A 20,852-nucleotide genomic window follows, 5' to 3' on the forward strand; every position below is an offset into this window, starting at 1 on the left:
ACAACACAAGCAGACAGCCCCGTTTCCGACAAAAAGGTTACACTGCCCGATTTTCTAAAGTGGTCTGAGTCCCCATGAATCTCATTGCTCAATTATTGCCGGAATCCAATATCATTATTGATCTGGACGCGACCAGCAAGAAACGTGTATTTGAGCAGGTTGGTCTGTTGTTTGAAAATACCCTGCACATCGCACGCAGCCAAGTGTTTGACAGTTTGTTCGCACGTGAGAAACTCGGGTCGACCGGGCTTGGCCAGGGAGTAGCCATTCCCCATGGCCGCATCAAAGGGTTGCGCGAAGCTGCTGCAGCACTGGTCAGAATGAAGGAAGCCATACCTTTCGATGCTCCGGACGGCCTGCCGGTCAGTATCGCCTGTATTTTGCTGGTCCCGGAAAAAGCGACAGACCAGCATTTGCTGATACTGAGCGAACTGGCACAAATGTTCAGTAATAAAAATTTCCGCGAGAAACTGCTTCACGGCCGGGATGCCAAAGAAATCCATCAGCTCATCTCTGACTGGGTGCCCGAACATGTCCCAAGTTAGCATCACGCAACTGTTTGAAGAAAATCAGGAAAAATTAAATCTGCAATGGGGTGAGCCATCTGCTGCCATCGACAGACAGCTTGAGAACCATCAAATCAACAGTTCGACACAGGAGCTGATTGGCCATCTCAACTTCGTTCATCCCAACTGGATACAGGTGCTAAATCAGACATCCGTCAACTATCTCGATCAGCTTGATGATGTTTCCCTGAAAAAACGGCTGAACCAACTTGCCAAAAGCCAGCTTGCCTGCCTGATCGTGGCGGATGATGCGCCGATCCCGAATGTCATCAGGCAGTTTGTGAATGAACAATCCGTTCCACTGATCCAATCAGCGACTGCCAGCCTTGAAATCATCTGGAGATTACAATCCTATCTCGCAAGAATGCTGGCACCTGCCATCACCCGGCATGGCGTACTGCTGGATGTACTCGGCATGGGCGTCATGATTACCGGTGAAAGCGGCGTCGGTAAAAGCGAACTGGCACTGGAACTCATCAGCCGCGGCCATGGACTGGTTGCAGATGATGTCGTCGAATTACACCGTATCGGTCCGGAAACCCTCGAAGGCCAGTGTCCGCCACTACTGCGTGATTTTCTTGAAGTACGTGGACTGGGCATGCTGAACATTCGCACCATATTCGGAGAAACGGCGGTCCGCCGACGTAAAAATATGAAGCTGATCGTACACCTTGAAAAAACCGTCGGCAGCAGTATCAACGCTTATGAACGGCTGCCGCTGAGCAACCTCAACGAAATCATTCTGAATGTCGGCATACGTAAGGTCATCATTCCGGTTGCTGCCGGTCGTAATCTGGCGGTACTGGTAGAAGCTGCAGTCCGGAATTACATTTTGCAGTTGCGGGGAATCGACAGTACCCAGGAGTTTATCCGCCGACATGAATCGGAAATGGCCGGCAATACCGCGGAACACTTCGATGACTCTCATAACGAATAAAGCAAAGGACTATTTCCAGCCAGTTCTTTAGGAAACATGAGCGAACAGAAAACCATTACCGTCGCCCTGACTGGGGCATCCGGCATGCCATACGGTATTCGCCTGCTGGAAATACTGCTGAAGCAGGGCCATCGGGTTTATTTACTCTATTCGCAAGCCGCACAAATCGTGGCGCAACAGGAGATGGCTCTGACATTGTCTCCTCGTCCCAAAGAAACGGAGGCTTTCCTGAATAGCTATTTCAATGTCGAGCCGGGACTGCTCAAGGTTTTTGGCCGGGAAGAATGGTTTGCGCCGGTTGCTTCCGGCTCCAACCCGGCCGATGCAATGGTAATCTGTCCCTGTACCATGGGTACATTATCGGCCGTGGCAGCCGGCTTAGGACAGAAATTGATAGAACGTGCAGCCGATGTAATGCTGAAGGAGCAACGCAAACTCATCATCGTTGCCCGGGAAACACCTTTTTCCGCCATTCATCTGGAAAATATGCTGAAGCTCGCACGCAGTGGAGCAGTGATACTACCTGCCAACCCCGGTTTTTACCATTTGCCTGAAAGCATTCAGGACATCGTCGATTTTATCGTCGCACGTATACTCGATCAGCTTGGTGTAACACATACTCTGCTGCCGCGCTGGGGAAGTGACGCATAAACCGAGAGCTGATTTTCTCTGAATCAATTCCGTCAGGTGAAACCACTAAAATTCCCTGATCAAACCGCTTGTGACTGCACTATCGGTGCTGTCAGCGGCACAAGGCCAGTATCTGTCCGATGCAGAATGGACTGTTCCGTCACGATATAATCCATTGGAATATCATGTTGCTGCGGATGAATCGTTGGCAGACGGAGTATTTCAAATGCCACACCAATCGCTAGCGGACGTGGGCTCATCGCAGCAAGTGTCCGGTCGAAGTAACCGCTGCCGTAGCCAAGCCGGTAACCCTGTTCATCAAAGCCGAGCAATGGAATGATGATACTGTCGACAGTGATTCCACGGGTATTATCGGGAAACGGTATCCCATAAATATCCTTTTTCATAGGCGCTTCCGGCCACCATTCGACGAATCTGAGTGGCTCATCTTTACTGGTGACTTCCGGCAGAGCAAGAGTAGCACCGCGTGTTCTCAAGAATGTCATGGCCGGAATCGGATCATATTCTCCCTGATGCGGCCAGTAAAACCCGATCCGCTGATTTTCCAGGAAAGGAAACCCTTGTGTCAGTACGGCAGTAATCGCATCGCTCCAGAGCATGCGTTGTGTTACCGGAACCTGCTGGCGCAATTCGCGCAAGCGTGCACGTTGCTGCTGTTTCCAGTGCCGGAGTGCTGCGTTATTCATGAATGTGGGTGGAAGTAAGGGTAGGCCATTGACAGCAGTTTTCTCACAGGAACAGGTATGGCTTGCTGCATGGCTTGTTCGATTGTCAACCAAAGGTAACTGTTTTCCTCACATTTTTCTTCACATACCGGCTGGTGCATTATTGATTGCAACAAGTGCGGCTGAATGATCAATTTAAAATGTGTGAAAGTATGCTGCAAATGAGGAAGCCTGGCAAGTTTTGTCACCCGCACATGTAAATTCTTTTCACAGTAATCAATACTGTCCTGATCGACAGACATTTCTGGAAAACACCACAATCCCCCCCAGATACCGGAAGCTGGCCGTTTTTTCAGCAGGATCCGTTCCTGATCCAAGAGAATCAAATGCACAGTTTCTCTGACAGGAAGCGTTTTCCTGGGTTTAGGCACAGGCAAATCAGCTGTCAGATCATTCTGACAGGCAATACAATCGGCCTGCAGCGGGCAATATTGGCAACGCGGCCGGTTGCGCGCACAGACCAGCGCACCTAAATCCATTAGTGCTTGTGTATAAGATGCCACGATTTGGTGGTTGCTCTCCTCAGCAGGCAACAGGCTTTCCGCCAGTTGCCACAGCCGTTCTTCAACCGATTTTTCGCCTGGGTAGCCGCTGATCCCGAAGTAACGCGCCAGAATACGTTTGACATTCCCGTCAAGAATCGTACCGCGCTCACCAAACGCAAAAGCGGCAATGGCTGCCGCAGTAGAACGGCCGATTCCAGGTAATCGCTGAAGTGTGGCTGCATCCTGTGGAAACACACCACTATACTGTTCCATGATGACGCATGCCGCCCGGTGCAAGTTACGTGCGCGCGAGTAATAACCCAAACCGCTCCATAACGTGAGCACATCTCCCACCGGCACGCCGGCCAGTGAAGCAACATCCGGAAAACTGGCCATGAATCGCTGGTAATACGGGATAACCGAGTTTACCTGCGTTTGTTGCAGCATGACCTCTGACACCCATATTGCATAGGGATCTCTGGTACCCTGCCATGGCAGAGAATGTCGCCCGCATTCGAGCTGCCAGCGGATCAGTCTGCCGGCGAAAGAATCAGGTGCATCCGCTGGAAAATGGATTGTACCGGCTGTCCGTGGAGTCATTCAGTTGACAGTGGAGTAACCGGGCAAATCAGATTTCCTGATCATCACTTTTTTCCACGTACTTCCCCAGCAATATTGCCTGCAGGATAACGAAAGCAAACATGAGCCCCATAAAACCAAACAACTTGAAATTCACCCAGGTATCCGTCGAATAGTTGTAGGCCACATAAAGATTGATGACCCCCATCACACTAAAAAATACTGCCCAACTGGCGTTTAGCCGAGGCCATACCGGCTCGGGCAACCTGATTTGATCTTTCATCATGGCCCGGATCAGATTTTTTCCGAAAATCTGATTTGCCAGAAATAGAACTGCGGCAAACAGCCAATAAAGCACAGTCGGTTTCCATTTGATAAAAGTTTCATCCTGAAAAATCAGTGTTGCTCCTCCAAAAACGACAATGATGGCAAGGCTCACCCACAACATATTGTCAACCTTGCGATGGCGCAACCACACCCAGCCAATTTGTACGAATGTGGCAATGATTGCAACCGCTGTCGCGTTATAAATGCCGTAGACTTTATACGTAATGAAAAACAGGATTACCGGAAAAAGATCAAAAAGAAACTTCATGAAAAATACCCTTTGGGTTACCGATCAAAGTATAGTAACAGCGGTCATCATTCGATATGGTAACAGTCACCGTTATACCCATTATCACAATGCAATGAATCCGGAACAGTAGCATAAACTCACCGAACCGTGCATCCGTCTGAATGACATGCAGATATCAGGGCAGGTTTTTCCGGATCAAACTGCTGCCCGGCAAGATTGAGCATTACTGGTCGCGATGAAAGAATCAGGACAGTACGATTATTGAGCAATACCTGTAACGCCTGCAGCAAGGCGGTATTATCGGTATTGAAACAGGCAGTGGTTTCGTCAAGGATGATGATACTTGGATTTTTTAGCAATGCTCGTGCGATAAGAATACGCTGCCGCTGATCATCTGAAAATGTCAGGGCAGGTTGATTGATTTTTGTCTGCAATCCTTGCGGCAGCTTGCGGATAAATTCCATCGCCTGGCTGGCGTGAGCGGCTGTCGTAATTGCTATTTCCCTGCTACAACAGGCACTGCCATAAGCAATATTGATGGCAACCGTATCGCCCAATAAATCCTCATCTGCTGCAATCCAGGCAATGTAGCTGCATAATTCAGCAGGGTTTATCCGTTTGGTGTCATTATCATCGAGCAGAATTCTGCCTGTTGATGGTTGCACGAAACCACAGACGAGATCTGCAAACAGCCGGTTGATATTAGCATCCCGGTTTATCAATGCAATTTTTTGTCCGGATGCTATTTCAAGATTGAAGTGAGGTAACTGGCATTCCGTCGCCCCTCCCCGGAAACTGACTCCTTCAAATCGTAATTTCCCTTTGCCACGTCCAAACTGAGTAGTATAAGGATTTTCCTCGACTATTCTGGAATCCTGATCCAGCAGTGGGAAGATCACTTGTAATGCTTCACTGCATTGTTTCAATAACAAGTTGATGCTGAAAAGTCGTTGTAACGGGAAAATCAGCATTGCACCCGCCATAAAAAATGCAGCAGCATCACCTGCTGTCAATTGATTCGAAGCGAGTTGTTGTAATAAATAGTAAAGAAAGGCTGTCAGTACCCCTATCAGAAGAACATACACGAGCAATTCCATCAATTTTGTTTGTCTGAATTGCTTTTGCGAAAAGGATTGGAGTTGCTCGAAACTATTTCGAGTATGCCTGATCTCCTGCTCATAACCTTTATCCAGGTGAATTATTCGGTTAAGTCGCAGTGCTTTGGACAGACCCCTGGATACTTCATACTGTTTCTGACCCAGCATATCCTGCTGGCGAGCGTTCGCACGAAATATCTGCCCGATAAAAAATATTGTTGCCAGCATTGCCAAAACCAGCAATGACATCTCCGGATTCAGCCAGGCCATTACGCCCAGCAACCCGGCCGCAGTCAGCAAATCCCGAGATAAGCAGACTCCCAATAAACAGACATTGTGGCCCAACTTTTCAATGCTTTGAAAGAAGTACAAGGAGATTGTCTCCGCTGGAAAATCAGAACAGGCCGGAGGCAATGCCAGTAATTTTTTGAACAGCTCCGTACGTATATCGAGTATGGCCCTGCCTAGTAAGCGTTCAAGCACATAATAGACAACCCAGTCAGCAAAAATGGCTGCCAGCAGAAGAATCATCAGTATCAGCGGAAGGGATTGCATTAGCTGCCGGTTACCTCCTGGCAGTATTTGGGTAAACAGCTGGCCGACCACCAGAGGAACCAATGTAATAGCTAATGCAAATAAACCGCCAGCGATCAGAATAGATATCAGAGTTAACCAGTGAGATCCGCTCCGGGTAACAAAGCGGGTTAACAGTTCTATTGGGGGAGCCGGTTGCTTATCTGGCATTACAAGAGGAAAAATGGCGGAATCAGCCTAACAGGTGAACTATATCAGCTCACATTACGGCTGATAATAACTAAGGAAAATAATACCAGAAGGCCGCAAAGCTTTGATTATTCGATATTGCTATGGCCGAGGAAGAATGCCTACTTCACTGACTAGTCAATAGCTGTCACTAACTGAATGTAGTATAAGAAAATTTTTAATTATAAATTAAAACAATCTGTATAGCTTAAAAGCGAGAATCAAATCAAATGATCTGACGGCAGTGTCAGGTGCATTTTTTACAGATCAAATAATATATAAAATGTATAGCAGGAGAAAAAGGGAAGGGTAATACTCAAAAAATCAATAGAATAAAGGACAAGTACATGAAGCCTTAATGGTAAAAGTTAGATTGTGTTTACAAAACACCTAACTTTACATAAACGAAAATTAAGGAAGAAATACCACAGATAAAAACAAACACTAACATAAGAGGAAGCCTGGCGGTGACCTACTTTCACATGTGGAAACACACTATCATCGGCGCTGCTTCGTTTCACTTCTCTGTTCGGGATGGGAAAAGGTGGGTCCAAAGCGCTATGGCCGCCAAGCAAAAACGGTAAAATTGGGCATTAGGCAAAATATTAAATTCGCCAATACATTGATTCAATTTTCAAGATTATAGGATCAAGCCTCACGGTCAATTAGTATCGATTAGCTTAACGTATTACTACGCTTACACATTCGACCTATCAACGTTGTAGTCTTCAACGAACCTTTAGGGGAATTAAATTCCCGGGAAATCTAATCTTGTGGCAAGTTTCCCGCTTAGATGCTTTCAGCGGTTATCTCTTCCGCACTTAGCTACCCGGCGATACGACTGGCGTCATAACCGGTACACCAGAGGTGCGTCCACTCCGGTCCTCTCGTACTAGGAGCAGCCCCACTCAAATTTCCAACGCCCACGGCAGATAGGGACCAAACTGTCTCACGACGTTTTAAACCCAGCTCACGTACCACTTTAAATGGCGAACAGCCATACCCTTGGGACCGACTACAGCCCCAGGATGTGATGAGCCGACATCGAGGTGCCAAACTCCCCCGTCGATATGAACTCTTGGGAGGAATCAGCCTGTTATCCCCGGCGTACCTTTTATCCGTTGAGCGATGGCCCTTCCATACAGAACCACCGGATCACTATGACCTGCTTTCGCATCTGCTCGACTTGTCAGTCTCGCAGTTAAGCACGCTTATGCCATTGCACTATCAGCACGATTTCCGACCGTACCTAGCGTACCTTCGCACTCCTCCGTTACTCTTTGGGAGGAGACCGCCCCAGTCAAACTGCCTACCATACACGGTCCCCGATCCAGATAATGGATCTGGGTTAGAACTCCGATCATTCCAGGGTGGTATTTCAAGGTTGGCTCCATACACTCTGGCGAGCATATATCACAGCCTCCCACCTATCCTACACAAGAATAATCAAAATCCAATGTAAAGCTACAGTAAAGGTGCACGGGGTCTTTCCGTCTAGCCGCGGGTAGATTGCATCTTCACAAACATTTCAACTTCGCTGAGTCTCAGGAGGAGACAGTGTGGCCATCGTTACGCCATTCGTGCAGGTCGGAACTTACCCGACAAGGAATTTCGCTACCTTAGGACCGTTATAGTTACGGCCGCCGTTTACCGGGGCTTCGATCAAGAGCTTGCACCCCATCACTTAACCTTCCGGCACCGGGCAGGCGTCACACCCTATACGTCCACTTTCGTGTTTGCAGAGTGCTGTGTTTTTATTAAACAGTCGCAGCCACCATTTCTTTGCAACCTCATTCTGCTTCATGCGTATAGCACTACACATACCAGAGGCACACCTTCTCCCGAAGTTACGGTGTCAATTTGCCGAGTTCCTTCTCCTGAGTTCTCTCAAGCGCCTTAGAATTCTCATCCCACCCACCTGTGTCGGTTTACGGTACGGTCTTATTTAACTGAAGCTTAGCGGCTTTTCCTGGAAGCATGGCATTACTTACTTGGCCTCCCGAAAGAGGTTTCGTTATCACATCTCGACTAAGCTATCCGGATTTGCCTAAATAGCATGTCTACCTGTTTCAACCGGGACATCCAACACCCGGCTAAGCTAGCCTTCTTCGTCCCCACATCGCATTAAATAAAGGTACTGGAATATTAACCAGTTTCCCATCAGCTACGTATTTCTACCTCACCTTAGGGACCGACTAACCCTGCGCCGATGAACGTTGCACAGGAAACCTTGGGTTTTCGGCGAGGAAGCTTTTCACTTCCTTTATCGCTACTCATGTCAGCATTCGCACTTCCGATACCTCCAGTAACCTTCACAAGTTACCTTCGCAGGCTTACGGAACGCTCTCCTACCACTTGCAATAAATTGCAAATCCTTAGCTTCGGTGTACAGTTTAGCCCCGTTACATCTTCCGCGCAGGACGACTCGATCAGTGAGCTATTACGCTTTCTTTAAAGGATGGCTGCTTCTAAGCCAACTTCCTGACTGTCTATGCCTTCCCACTTCGTTTACCACTTAACTGTATCTTTGGGACCTTAGCTGAAGGTCTGGGTTGTTTCCCTTTCGACACCGAACGTTAGCACCCGATGTCTGTCTCCCATACTTGCACTCTTTGGTATTCGGAGTTTGCAATGGTTTGGTAAATCTTGACGATCCCCTAGCCATAACAGTGCTCTACCCCCAAAGGTGATATATGAGGCACTACCTAAATAGTTTTCGGAGAGAACCAGCTATTTCCAGATTTGTTTAGCCTTTCACCCCTACCCACAGCTCATCCCCTAATTTTTCAACATTAGTGGGTTCGGACCTCCACGAGGCATTACCCTCCTTTCATCCTGGCCATGAGTAGATCATCTGGTTTCGGGTCTACACCCAGCAACTTATCGCCCTATTAAGACTCGTTTTCACTACGCCTCCCCTATCGGTTAAGCTCGCTACTGAATGTAAGTCGCTGACCCATTATACAAAAGGTACGCAGTCACCTCTTTCAAGGCTCCCACTGTTTGTATGCATGCGGTTTCAGGATCTATTTCACTCCCCTCCCGGGGTTCTTTTCGCCTTTCCCTCACGGTACTGGTTCACTATCGGTCGATTACGAGTATTTAGCCTTAGAGGATGGTCCCCCTATATTCAGACAGGATTACACGTGCCCCGCCCTACTTATTGCAATCTTAGTTCCATATTTAGGCTTTCACCTACGGGACTATCACCCGCTACGGTTTAACTTTCCAGATAATTCGGTTAGTCTAAATATTATTAACTGCAGGCTGATCCCATTTCGCTCGCCACTACTCTGGGAATCTCTGTTGATTTCTTTTCCTCTGGTTACTTAGATGTTTCAGTTCTCCAGGTTAGCCATCATCTCCCTATATATTCAGGAGTGATTACCCTTACGGGTGGGTTTTCCCATTCGGACATCTCCGGATCAAAGCTTGTTTGCCAGCTCCCCGAAGCTTTTCGCAGGCTTCCACGTCCTTCATCGCCTGTAATCGCCAAGGCATCCACCACATGCACTTGTTCACTTGATCCTATAATCTTGAAAACTTAATAACAAAAATAAAAACTTGTTATATTTATCAATACTATAGATTTAGATTATGCTTTATAAAACACAATCTTACCCAATTTTTATTTTTAAAGAACAAAAAGCTGAATTTATTTTTTGAGTCTAACCAGTTTAATTGGTGGAGGTGAACGGGATCGAACCGATGACCCCCTGCTTGCAAAGCAGGTGCTCTCCCAGCTGAGCTACACCCCCTCGTGGTGGGTCTGGGTGGATTTGAACCACCGACCCCACGCTTATCAAGCGTGTGCTCTAACCAACTGAGCTACAGACCCTTTCGAGTCCAAGTACTTCCTACACCCTTAAACCCAAATTCATGCTTGTTTATTACAAACAACCAATAAGTGTGAACACTTGACAATAATTTATGAAAGGAGGTGATCCAGCCGCAGGTTCCCCTACGGCTACCTTGTTACGACTTCACCCCAGTCATGACCCCCACCGTGGCAAGCGCCCTCCTTGCGGTTAAGCTACCTGCTTCTGGTGAAAACCACTCCCATGGTGTGACGGGCGGTGTGTACAAGACCCGGGAACGTATTCACCGCGACATGCTGATCCGCGATTACTAGCGATTCCGACTTCACGGAGTCGAGTTGCAGACTCCGATCCGGACTACGACGTGCTTTCTGAGATTGGCTCCCCCTCGCGGGTTGGCAACCCTCTGTACACGCCATTGTATTACGTGTGAAGCCCTACCCATAAGGGCCATGAGGACTTGACGTCATCCCCACCTTCCTCCGGTTTGTCACCGGCAGTCTCACTAAAGTGCTCATTAAAAATGATAGCAATTAGTGACAAGGGTTGCGCTCGTTGCGGGACTTAACCCAACATCTCACGACACGAGCTGACGACAGCCATGCAGCACCTGTGTCTTGGCTCCCTTTCGGGCACTCTTATGTCTCCATTAGATTCCAAGCATGTCAAGGGTAGGTAAGGTTTTTCGCGTTGCATCGAATTAATCCACATAATCCACCGCTTGTGCGGGTCCCCGTCAATTCCTTTGAGTTTTAATCTTGCGACCGTACTCCCCAGGCGGTCAACTTCACGCGTTAGCTACGTTACCAAATCCTTAATTAGATCCGACAACCAGTTGACATCGTTTAGGGCGTGGACTACCAGGGTATCTAATCCTGTTTGCTCCCCACGCTTTCGTGCATGAGCGTCAGTGTCAACCCAGGGAGCTGCCTTCGCCATCGGTGTTCTTCCACATCTCTACGCATTTCACTGCTACACATGGAATTCCACTCCCCTCTGCTGCACTCTAGCCTTGTAGTTTCAAACGCAATTCCCAGGTTAAGCCCGGGGCTTTCACATCTGACTTGCAAAACCGCCTGCGCACCCTTTACGCCCAGTAATTCCGATTAACGCTCGCACCCTACGTATTACCGCGGCTGCTGGCACGTAGTTAGCCGGTGCTTTTTCTGTCGGTACCGTCATAAATCACAATTATTCATTGCGACTCTTTCTTTCCGACTAAAAGAGCTTTACAACCCGAAGGCCTTCTTCACTCACGCGGCATGGCTGGATCAGGCTTTCGCCCATTGTCCAAAATTCCCCACTGCTGCCTCCCGTAGGAGTCTGGGCCGTGTCTCAGTCCCAGTGTGGTTGGCCGTCCTCTCAGACCAACTACTGATCGTTGCCTTGGTAAGCCTTTACCCCACCAACTAGCTAATCAGACATCGGCCGCTCCTTTAGCGCAAGGTCTTTCGATCCCCTGCTTTTCTCCTCAGAGATATGCGGTATTAGCACATCTTTCGATGCGTTATTCCCCACTTAAGGACACGTTCCGATGTATTACTCACCCGTTCGCCACTCGCCGGCAGGCCGAAGCCCCCGCTGCCGTTCGACTTGCATGTGTAAAGCATGCCGCCAGCGTTCAATCTGAGCCAGGATCAAACTCTTCAGTTTTATCTCTTTCCCATCTTGCTTTTATCTTTTTACGGATAATAATGCAGACGTTTGTAACTTTTTTACTCAGATTTACCTGAGCTTTGCAATTTATATTGCCAAGCGTCCACACTTATTGGTTATTTGTTTTTAAAGAACTTTGCTTTGACTTGTGTGTCATCGCGATAGAGATGCGCATTATATAGAACAAACCAACTGAGTCAAGCAATTTTGTACAGATTTTTTTATTACAGCCCAGAAAAATCTATAATCATCTGATTTAACTATACATAATCTTTTTCCCGCAGCTGCGTTACCGACATAAGAACCTTGTATCTTGTTTCCTGTAGTGATTAGCTGTTTAGTCCTGCTGTGTGATGGTTTAGTATATGACTCACTATCAACACAGGAGGAATTATGGGACAGATATTACATTGCTGTCGAATCCCTTTCCTGGTAATTTCAGTATTTTGCTCCCGTTTTCGTCTTCAGATTTTTATATATAGCCACTCCAGAAGCGCATCCATAGCTGCTCTTGCTTCACCCGATTTCGGATGATTCACCGTAAATGCCACTGCATAGCGCCTTCTTTTGTGGTTTAGCACATACCCGGCAATCGCTGAAACATCTTTCAAAGTACCTGTTTTGATATGTGCTTTTCTGGCGACAGCAGATTTCTTCAGACGTTTCCGAGTCGTACCATCCACTCCGACTACTGCCAGGGAAGCCATGAACTCCGGCATCGTTGGTGCAAAATAAGCTGCATTCAGCAAATCATTCAAGTGACGAGTACTGATACGCTCTTTACGCGATAATCCCGAACCATTTTCCAGCACCAGCTCCGGAAAACTCATGCTTTTTGACAACAGCCACTGCCGTATTCCGGCACGAGCAAGATCTGGCGAAACAAGTCCGTTACCCTTTGATTGAGCTTCCCCCAGCGACAAAAACAATTGTTTTGCTGCTACGTTATTACTGAATTTATTTATGCCACGAATAACTTCAGCCAATGGCGGGGATTGATAAACACTGATTGGGTGCAATGTTTTTGGTACCATCCCACGTCGTACCCTGCCACTGAATGTACCGCCCAGTTGTTTCCACAACCCAGTAAACAGTTGATGAATATACGCGGTGCTCTCGTGTAAACTCAGGTAATACACAGTCGGGCCGCAATGAGCCGAATAATCACCTTCAAGTGCTACCGTTACATGTCCTTGTTGCGGAACATCATCACGAATATTCACACGTACTCCACCAGCACCACATTTTTTCTGAGTCAATCTGAGATGGTTTTGTACATTCAGCAATTGGCCATCCGGATCAGCTGTCACTCGAACTCTGCCATACTGTGGTTCGGGAAACAGATGTAACGTCGAAGTACGATAATTCACCAGCAACGCTTCCGGAGCAACGTTATAAGTTTTATAGCGTTTACCATCAAAAGCGCCTGGATCCTCTGCTGGGAGATCATAGTAGCTGTAATCCAGCACCAAGTCGCCGCTGATGTCCCGCAACCCGGTCTGACGAATCTGGCGCAGTAACAGCCAGAAATTTTCCAGATTGAGACTAGGATCGCCATACCCTTTGATAATCAAGTCACCTTGCAATCTGCCATTTTCCAGATTACCGTTTGCATAGATCTCAGTGCGCCATGTATAGGATGGCCCGAGCATTTCCAACCCAGCATACGTCGTTACGATCTTCATGACAGATGCCGGATTCATCGGGACATCTGCATTGACCGATACCAGCGGCCGGTCAGCGCCAACTTCTCTCACATAAACACCAACGGCCGATTCGGGAATACCTGCCTTTTTCAGCGCCTGTCTGACCGTATCCGGCAGATCAACGGCGTAAGCCGGGAAAATCAACACACCCCACAATAACCACGCTACTTTCAGAAAACTTTTCATGACAGCCGGCAAAGCAGTTTAGTTTTGTTGGCGTTTACCGCGACAGATGGAAAACCCATCATTCCAGCCCATCTGATACTGCGTATCGGCAGCATAACGCTTTTTATCCTTGAATCCGTAAGCTGACTGTTTTGCTGTCTCACAGCCGTCTACATACCCCTCCTGAGCTGCTTTGGGATAACCGGCAAGGTTGTAGGCTGGCCGTGTACTGGGAGGCAATGGACCAGCTGGTCTTTGCTGAACGACAGGATCCGGAGCCGGTTGCGCGGGACCAGGCAACGGGCGTTTAGCCATCGTACAACCTGCCAGCAAAGCAACCGTTATCATGACGACATTAACTCGCAGCATTTCTTGCTCCTTTTTCATTTACTCTGTTTACCTCTCGCTATATCACTGATTTCAGCAACTTGCCCATTTCGGCCGGGTTACGTGTCACACGAATCCCACATGCCTCCATCACCTCGATTTTTTCCTGTGCTGCCCCTTTGCCGCCAGCAATAATTGCACCGGCATGCCCCATCCGTTTACCGGGAGGCGCTGTTACTCCAGCAATGAAACCAACCACCGGCTTCTTCATGTGCTCCTTGACCCAGCGAGCGCATTCTTCTTCATCAGTACCACCAATTTCACCCACCATCAGCACTGCATCCGTCTCACCATCCTCATTGAACAACTTCAGGACATCGATATGTTTGAGGCCATTAATAGGATCACCGCCGATACCGATGCAGGTAGACTGCCCCAATCCCAGCTCACTCAGTTGGGCTACTGCCTCATAAGTCAACGTGCCTGATCTTGAGACCACTCCGATTCTGCCCTGCTGATGGATGACGCCTGGCATGATACCGATCTTCAATTCATCCGGTGTTATGATCCCCGGGCAATTGGGCCCGATCAACAATGTTTTTTTTCCACGCATACGGGCTCGTGTCCTCAACATATCCCGAACAGGAATACCTTCAGTAATACAAACCACCAGATCCAGTCCTGCTTCCACCGCTTCATCGATTGCTGCAGACGCATAAGCAGGAGGTACATAAATCACTGATACGGTAGCACCTGTCTTCTGCTTTGCCTCTTCCACCGTTGCAAATACCGGAATACTCTCAAGCTCCTCTCCTGCCTTTTTGGGATTGACTCCCGCCACGAAACAATCTCTGCCATAGGCATACTCACGACACTGGCGGGTATGGAACTGTCCGGTTTTACCGGTAATTCCCTGGGTCATGACGCGTGTATGACGATCGATCAGAATTGCCATAATCACACTCCTCCGGTTGCAGCTTCAGCACAATGTCGGGCAGCTGCATCAACCGCTTTTCTGGCAGCATCAGCCATGTTGCCGGCAGAAATGATCGTTAATCCCGAATCTGCCAGAATCTTTTTTCCCAGCTCCACGTTGGTCCCCTCCAGTCGAACAATCAATGGAACAGTCAGTTTCACCTCACGTGCTGCCGATACCACCCCTTCAGCAATCACATCACAACGCATAATCCCGCCAAAAATATTGACCAGTATTGCCTGCAAACCGGGGTTTCTCAGCATCAGCTTGAATGCTTCGGTCACTTTCTCTACGGTTGCTCCCCCTCCCACATCCAGAAAATTAGCTGGATTACCGCCATAGAGTTTAATGATGTCCATGGTGGCCATTGCCAGACCGGCTCCGTTGACCAGACAGGCAATATCGCCATCCAGTGGAATATAAGAAAGCCCGTGCTGCGACGCTTCTGCCTCGAGCGGATCATCTTCATCCGGATCCCGCAAGGCAACGATTTCAGGATGACGAAACAGGGCATTGTCATCGAAATTCATTTTGGCATCCAGTGCAATCAGACGGTCATCCGGCGTGACAATCAGCGGATTGATTTCGAGCAACGAAGCATCATTTTCATCGAATGCCCGATACAGGATATCCAGCATGGTTATCGCAGCCGACTGACACGATTCGGGCAAATTGATCTCACGCACGATTCTCTCAGTATCCCGAAGATTCAATCCCGCAAGCGGATCGACCTGAATTTTATGTATTTTTTCCGGCGAACCCGCTGCAACCTGTTCGATATCCATCCCCCCGGCATCACTCGCGATCAAACTCACACACTGTGAAGTACGATCTACCACCAGTGCCAGGTAATACTCATGGCTGATGTCGACTCCCTGTTCGATATACAGTCGGTGTACGATCCGGCCTTGCGGGCCAGTCTGGTGCGTTACCAGCGGAGCAAACAGCATGGCTTCAGCAAACTGCCGGACTTCCGCAATGGATTTTGCCAGCTTCACCCCTCCGCCCTTACCGCGTCCGCCAGCATAAATCTGTGCTTTGACCACCCATTTATCTCCACCCAGCTTCTCGGCAGCCAATACCGCTTCCTCCACGCTGAAACAGGCAATCCCGGCTGGCACACTCACCCCGTAACGGCTGAGAATCGCTTTAGCCTGGTATTCATGAATTTTCATATTTCATCCTTTTGTGCCTCAATATCAGGCTGCGCCAATACTTTTTTGATATAGCTCTCCACTTGAGTCAGCTCCTGTTCAAAACCTGGCAATAGCTCCACCAGTTTTTCCACATCACCTTCCTTCGCAGCCGTCTCCATTTGTGCACACCACTCACCCAAAGCCAGTGCCCCAATCGAACGCGCTGAAGATTTAAGCTTGTGTGCAACAAACTTCGCCTTATCTGCCTGGTCACCCGTTACCGCACTATGCAATTGCTCGGCAATCTTGCGGGTATCATGGAGAAAATCCTGCAGAAATTCGTTGATGACTGCCTGATCACTCCCGACCAGGGATTTGAGTACATCGATATCCACCACCACTTTTCCAGTCGTGGCAGAAGGTTGCAGGATTCTTTCTTCCTGTCGTTCCGCCTGTTTCGACCTTGGCAACCATTTTTCCAGTACCGACTTGAGTTGCTCCAGTTGCACCGGTTTACTCAGATAATCATCCATTCCCAGTGCACGACATTTTTCCGCCTCACCCTTGAGTGCATTTGCTGTCAGCGCAATGATCGGAATTTGATAATGACCAGTTTTTTCGGAACGAATCGATTGCGTCAACTGGTATCCATCCATTTCCGGCATATGCAGATCAGTCAGTATCAGCGCATACTCTCCATTTTTCCAACTCTGCAATGCTTCACGCCCGTTGATGACGATATCTGCAGCAAACCCCAGCAAAGTAAGCTGCTGACGAATGACTTTCTGGTTGATCTCGTTATCTTCAGCAACCAGGATCAGTCTGCCCTGCTGCAATGCCTCCTCCCGTGACAAAGGCACTACTTTACTGACAACTTCCACAGCAGCAGTCTGATCTTCCTCCAGCTTCGCCCGGCCAGCCGCAACCGCTACTGCATGGAGAAAGATTCGGCGATACAGCACATTTCCATCAAGCGTCACAACGCCTTCCTCTTCCATGCGGCCACGATGACGCCGTCCCCGCCTGACGATCACAAACTGGAGTTGGCTGCCCACACTTGCGTCAGGTCGATCGCCAAATGCAGCACGTAATTCGTCCACGGGAAACGCTCCGTCACTCGCATCCGCCACCAGCAACCACTGACCGGCCGGAAGCTGTCCGATTCGTTCACGTGTGGCAGACAAATCGGCTATACGTTCAACTGCAGCACCAGCGTATTTCAGATAGGTTGCCAGCTGGGAACTCAATCCATCTTCACTCCCCATCACCATGCATGACAATCCCGAGAGATCCACTTCATCAGGCTCATCCTGCTGAATTGCCCCCCCCTGAATCATCCTGAATGGAATACGCGCCTTAAACGTTGAACCCTCGCCAGGCTGGCTCTCTACAGTAATATCGCCTTTCATCAGCTCAACCAGCCGGCGGCAGATAGTCAAACCCAGGCCGGTTCCGCCAAAGCGTCTGGTAGTGGATGTATCTCCCTGGGAAAAGGGCGTGAACAAGCGTTCACGGGTAGCATCATCCATACCGATACCATTATCAATAACCTGAAACAAAACAGTCACGGTATTGCCATCAGCCCTATCTGCCGGTACAGCTTTTACGGTGACGCGCCCCGGTCGTGACATACCACCGGAAAACTTGATGGCATTGTTGATCAGGTTGATCAATATCTGTCGCAAGCGTAATGCATCACCCGACACACTTTTCGGCAGAGCCGGATCTACAAACAGAATCAGCTCGACCTCTTTGCTGGCAGCCATATGAGTCAGCGTCCCGCATGCACGCTCTATCACTTTCTCCAGAGACATGGGCCTCTGTTCAATTTCCAGCCTGCCGGCCTCGATCTTGGAAAAATCAAGAATATCTTCGATGATCTCGAGCAACACAAAAGCAGATTCCCGAATGAGATCGGTCATTTCCTTCTGGTAACTGCTCAAACTGGTCTGGCTCAATACATCGATCATGCCGATCACACCGTTCATCGGCGTACGAATCTCATGGCTCATAGCGGCAAGAAAAGCGGATTTGGCCTGATTGGCCAGTTCCGCATCACGCCGTGCCTGTTCCAGATCCTGCCTGATTTTCACATGTTCGCGCATATCACGCATAATTCCGGTGAAATGCCGCTTATCACCCACGAAATACTCGCTGACTGCAAGATATACCGGCAGAAGCGTTCCATCCTTGTGTACCCCTTCGACTTCGCGCCCCAGCCCGACATGATGTCCACCCGGTTGTTGCGGACGGCCCACGTATTGCTGACCATATCCGGTATGACAGTATCGCTGCATATAGTATTCATGCATATCGCGATCCGGTTCCGGTACCAGAATTGCCACATTCTGTCCGATTGCTTCCTCCACGGTATAGCCGAACAGCTTTTCCATGACCGGATTCACAGAGAGCATCACCCCCCGCTCATCAGTCGTCACCACGCAGTCCACCATGTGCTCAACAACCGAACGGGTTTCCTCTTCCTTGATCGCCAATTCGGCATTGAGCTGTTCCAGTCTGGCGGTACGCTCGGCCACACGCGCCTCCAGATGCCGGTAACTGATACCCAGACGCTCGGTCATCATATTGAAAGCACTGGCCAGCTGTCCGATTTCGTCCCACCCTTCATCAGGGATGTGATGCTGAAGATTCCCGGCATTAATCGCCTGCGCGCATTCATTGAGGTTTTTGAGAGGCGTCACCACCCGCCGGTTGAACAACAGCGCCCCCAGAATCGCCATCAGAAAAGTCAGGCCAAGCACCGCTAGGCCCATGACACGCATCTGCATCACTGAAGCAAATGCTTCTTCAGTATCGATCTGCACCACCATCCCCCAATCCACGCGTGGCAAATATCGCCATGCTGCAATCACCGGGTTACCGTGGAAATCAGTGACTACTCCTCCGCCGTGTTCTCCACTCAAACTGTTTCTGATCGCCAGTGAAAACTGTGGCTCGTCCAGCGATATAGTGCGTTTCAAGGCAGCATCAGGATCTTCCCGCAAGGGGGCCATCACCCGGGCCAAATGCTTGTTTTCCATGTAGGTAACAACCGTCTCGCCACTTTCACCCAACCCTACATTGTTGGTCAACACATCGAATATATGTTCGCTGTAGATCTGCAGTGCCAGTACTCCGTGGAAATTTCCCTCGATCATGATAGGTACGGCTACAAATGCAGCGATCGCACCATGCGATGGCGGATAGTATTCAAAGCTGGACAAACTGCTCTGATGCGTCTCCTTTGTCTGGCGAAATACCTGTCCCAGCCCGCTATCCCGGTAGGGGCCCGTCAGCAGACTGGTAGCAAAATCAGATTCATGGCTGACAGAAAAAACAATCCAGCCATCTGGGGATATCAGGAACAGGTCGTAGTAACCCGTACCTTCAAGGTAGCGTTCGTAATGCGCCTGGTGACGTGCATCCAGCGCACGGTAAGTTTCAGAATCGACACCAGACTGGCTGAATGTCTGTGAAAATTCATCTATTGCCTGGCGAGTCGTATCACTTGTCTGGATGAAAGTTGCATCCAGTATCCGCTCGCGCAGATAGGAATCAATCTGCTCGACCTTTTTGTCAGCAATCGATGAAACCTGCTGAATGGCCGATTTGCGGATTTCACCCTCAAAAATATGCAGCAAGCCATAGCCAACCAGTGCAATCGGCAATAACGCCACCAGCGTAAACCAGATGGCAAACCGCTGAGTAAGTGATGTGAGGATCATTACTCCAGCAAACAGTCGGAACACTGTTTCAGAGTACGCCTGGCGTAATAGGCAAAGGCGCTCGCACTGCGCGACATACGCAAAATCCAGTCATGCGCTTCCCGCGCGAGTACCGGCTCGATCGGCTGAATCCTGCCGGCTGCACTTGCGAGTAACTGCATGCGTGCAGTACGTTCAAATGCAAGCGCAATCAGACAGGCTTCCTCAATGCTGCTGCAGGCGACCAGCAGCCCGTGATGAGCCAGCAACAGCGCACGTTTATTACCCAGTGCACCTGCTATCAGCTCACCTTCTTCATTACCCACCGGTACCCCCGGCCAGTTAGGCAAAAAAGCCACATCGTCATACAACACACAATTATCCATATGCGAAATAACGAGCGGCTCTTCCAGCATGCTGAGCGCTGCCGTATGCAGTGCATGGGTATGAATAATGCAGTGCACATCGGGACGTGCACGATAAACCCAAGAATGAAAGCGATTTGCAGGATTAGGCATACCATCCCCTTCCAGCACCTGCAAATCTTCATCGACCAGCAACAAATTCCCTGCGCTGATTTCATCAAACCCAAACCCCAGCCGTTGCGTCAGGAACGTGCCCGGCGTTTCTCCGCGCGCGGTAATCTGCCCGGCCAGACCGGAATCATGGCCGTTATCGAACAGGATGCGACAGGTCAAAGCCACTTTCTGACGGATCGAATAAACCGCACCAGGCAGTTTACTTTCCATTTGAGCAAATTCGCGTTCCATCAACTGCTGCTTGTCGAGATCAAACGTTTCACCGCTCATAGACCAGAATCTCCCTGTTTTTCATGAAAAACTTTTAACTGTCGTGGTCGACAGTTTTCCGTATTTTTCCTGTCGCTGCAAGCAATGTATGACAGAAATCGAAGTAATTCAGGTCACGGTCAGCAGTCAGTGGTGCTCTGTAAGGAATGGCGAAGTCGCGGGTATCGATATGTCCG

At 49.1% G+C, this 20,852-nt stretch carries 13 protein-coding genes, 2 tRNA genes and 3 rRNA genes; 3 read left to right on the plus strand and 15 right to left on the minus strand.

Going from position 1 to position 20,852, the window contains the following annotated elements; all coding sequences use genetic code 11:
- Positions 1–74 precede the first annotated feature (74 nt).
- From HRU73_RS10660 to HRU73_RS10670, 3 genes are read left to right on the plus strand one after another with little or no spacing between them, the layout of a single operon-like run.
- Positions 75–545: a PTS sugar transporter subunit IIA gene (locus tag HRU73_RS10660; RefSeq protein ID WP_287398679.1), complete on the plus strand. Its 471-nt coding sequence runs from the start codon at positions 75–77 to the stop codon at positions 543–545.
- Complete coding sequence (gene hprK / locus HRU73_RS10665) at positions 532–1,503, plus strand: HPr(Ser) kinase/phosphatase (RefSeq protein ID WP_287398680.1); 972 nt, start codon at positions 532–534, stop codon at positions 1,501–1,503. The genes HRU73_RS10660 and hprK overlap by 14 nt, the downstream gene beginning before the upstream one ends.
- Positions 1,504–1,539: 36 nt before the next feature.
- Positions 1,540–2,154 (plus strand): flavin prenyltransferase UbiX, encoded by a 615-nt coding sequence (locus HRU73_RS10670; RefSeq protein WP_287398681.1) that lies wholly within the window; start codon positions 1,540–1,542, stop codon positions 2,152–2,154.
- Between the two features lie 59 nt (positions 2,155–2,213).
- Here HRU73_RS10670 and HRU73_RS10675 read toward each other — a convergent pair whose 3' ends face one another.
- The 15 genes from HRU73_RS10675 to HRU73_RS10745 all read right to left on the minus strand — a co-directional run bounded on the left by HRU73_RS10675 (position 2,214) and on the right by HRU73_RS10745 (position 20,676).
- Complete coding sequence (locus HRU73_RS10675; protein WP_287398682.1) at positions 2,214–2,840, minus strand: 5-formyltetrahydrofolate cyclo-ligase; 627 nt, start codon at positions 2,838–2,840, stop codon at positions 2,214–2,216.
- The gene (gene mutY, locus HRU73_RS10680) at positions 2,837–3,964 is read right to left on the minus strand and encodes an A/G-specific adenine glycosylase (protein ID WP_287398683.1); all 1,128 of its coding nucleotides are present in this window, start codon (positions 3,962–3,964) and stop codon (positions 2,837–2,839) included. The genes HRU73_RS10675 and mutY overlap by 4 nt, the downstream gene beginning before the upstream one ends.
- A gap of 28 nt (positions 3,965–3,992) precedes the next feature.
- Positions 3,993–4,538 carry a septation protein A gene (locus tag HRU73_RS10685; protein WP_287398684.1) on the minus strand — a complete coding sequence of 182 codons (546 nt, stop codon included), beginning with the start codon at positions 4,536–4,538 and terminating at the stop codon, positions 3,993–3,995.
- A gap of 119 nt (positions 4,539–4,657) precedes the next feature.
- A complete protein-coding gene (locus HRU73_RS10690; protein WP_287398685.1) occupies positions 4,658–6,361 on the minus strand; it encodes an ATP-binding cassette domain-containing protein in 1,704 nt (567 codons plus the stop codon).
- Between the two features lie 477 nt (positions 6,362–6,838).
- Positions 6,839–6,951: ribosomal RNA gene (gene rrf, locus HRU73_RS10695) — 5S ribosomal RNA — on the minus strand.
- A gap of 72 nt (positions 6,952–7,023) precedes the next feature.
- Positions 7,024–9,907: ribosomal RNA gene (locus tag HRU73_RS10700) — 23S ribosomal RNA — on the minus strand.
- 154 nt (positions 9,908–10,061) lie between these two features.
- A tRNA-Ala gene (locus tag HRU73_RS10705) sits at positions 10,062–10,137 on the minus strand.
- Between the two features lie 3 nt (positions 10,138–10,140).
- Positions 10,141–10,217 (minus strand) — tRNA-Ile (locus HRU73_RS10710).
- Positions 10,218–10,312: 95 nt separating this feature from the next.
- Positions 10,313–11,850: ribosomal RNA gene (locus HRU73_RS10715) — 16S ribosomal RNA — on the minus strand.
- Together the 16S, 23S and 5S rRNA genes with 2 tRNA genes alongside form the textbook arrangement of a ribosomal RNA operon.
- Positions 11,851–12,317: 467 nt before the next feature.
- A complete protein-coding gene (dacB, locus tag HRU73_RS10720; protein WP_287398686.1) occupies positions 12,318–13,745 on the minus strand; it encodes a D-alanyl-D-alanine carboxypeptidase/D-alanyl-D-alanine endopeptidase in 1,428 nt (475 codons plus the stop codon).
- 18 nt (positions 13,746–13,763) lie between these two features.
- A complete protein-coding gene (locus HRU73_RS10725) occupies positions 13,764–14,093 on the minus strand; it encodes a P-loop NTPase family protein (RefSeq protein ID WP_287398687.1) in 330 nt (109 codons plus the stop codon).
- Between the two features lie 37 nt (positions 14,094–14,130).
- Complete coding sequence (sucD, locus tag HRU73_RS10730) at positions 14,131–15,006, minus strand: succinate--CoA ligase subunit alpha (protein WP_287398688.1); 876 nt, start codon at positions 15,004–15,006, stop codon at positions 14,131–14,133.
- Positions 15,007–15,008: 2 nt separating this feature from the next.
- Entirely contained in the window at positions 15,009–16,202 is a 1,194-nt protein-coding gene (gene sucC / locus HRU73_RS10735; RefSeq protein WP_287398689.1) for an ADP-forming succinate--CoA ligase subunit beta, read from the minus strand.
- Positions 16,199–19,888, minus strand: a complete 3,690-nt coding sequence (locus tag HRU73_RS10740) for a PAS domain-containing hybrid sensor histidine kinase/response regulator family protein (protein WP_287398690.1) — start codon at positions 19,886–19,888, stop codon at positions 16,199–16,201. The genes sucC and HRU73_RS10740 overlap by 4 nt, the downstream gene beginning before the upstream one ends.
- A complete protein-coding gene (locus tag HRU73_RS10745) occupies positions 19,888–20,676 on the minus strand; it encodes an aldolase (protein ID WP_276678784.1) in 789 nt (262 codons plus the stop codon). The genes HRU73_RS10740 and HRU73_RS10745 overlap by 1 nt, the downstream gene beginning before the upstream one ends.
- Between the last annotated feature and the right edge of the window lie 176 nt (positions 20,677–20,852).

Origin of the sequence: Nitrosomonas sp. H1_AOB3, from assembly GCF_015709435.1 — a bacterium.
Classification (GTDB): Bacteria; Pseudomonadota; Gammaproteobacteria; order Burkholderiales; family Nitrosomonadaceae; genus Nitrosomonas; species Nitrosomonas europaea.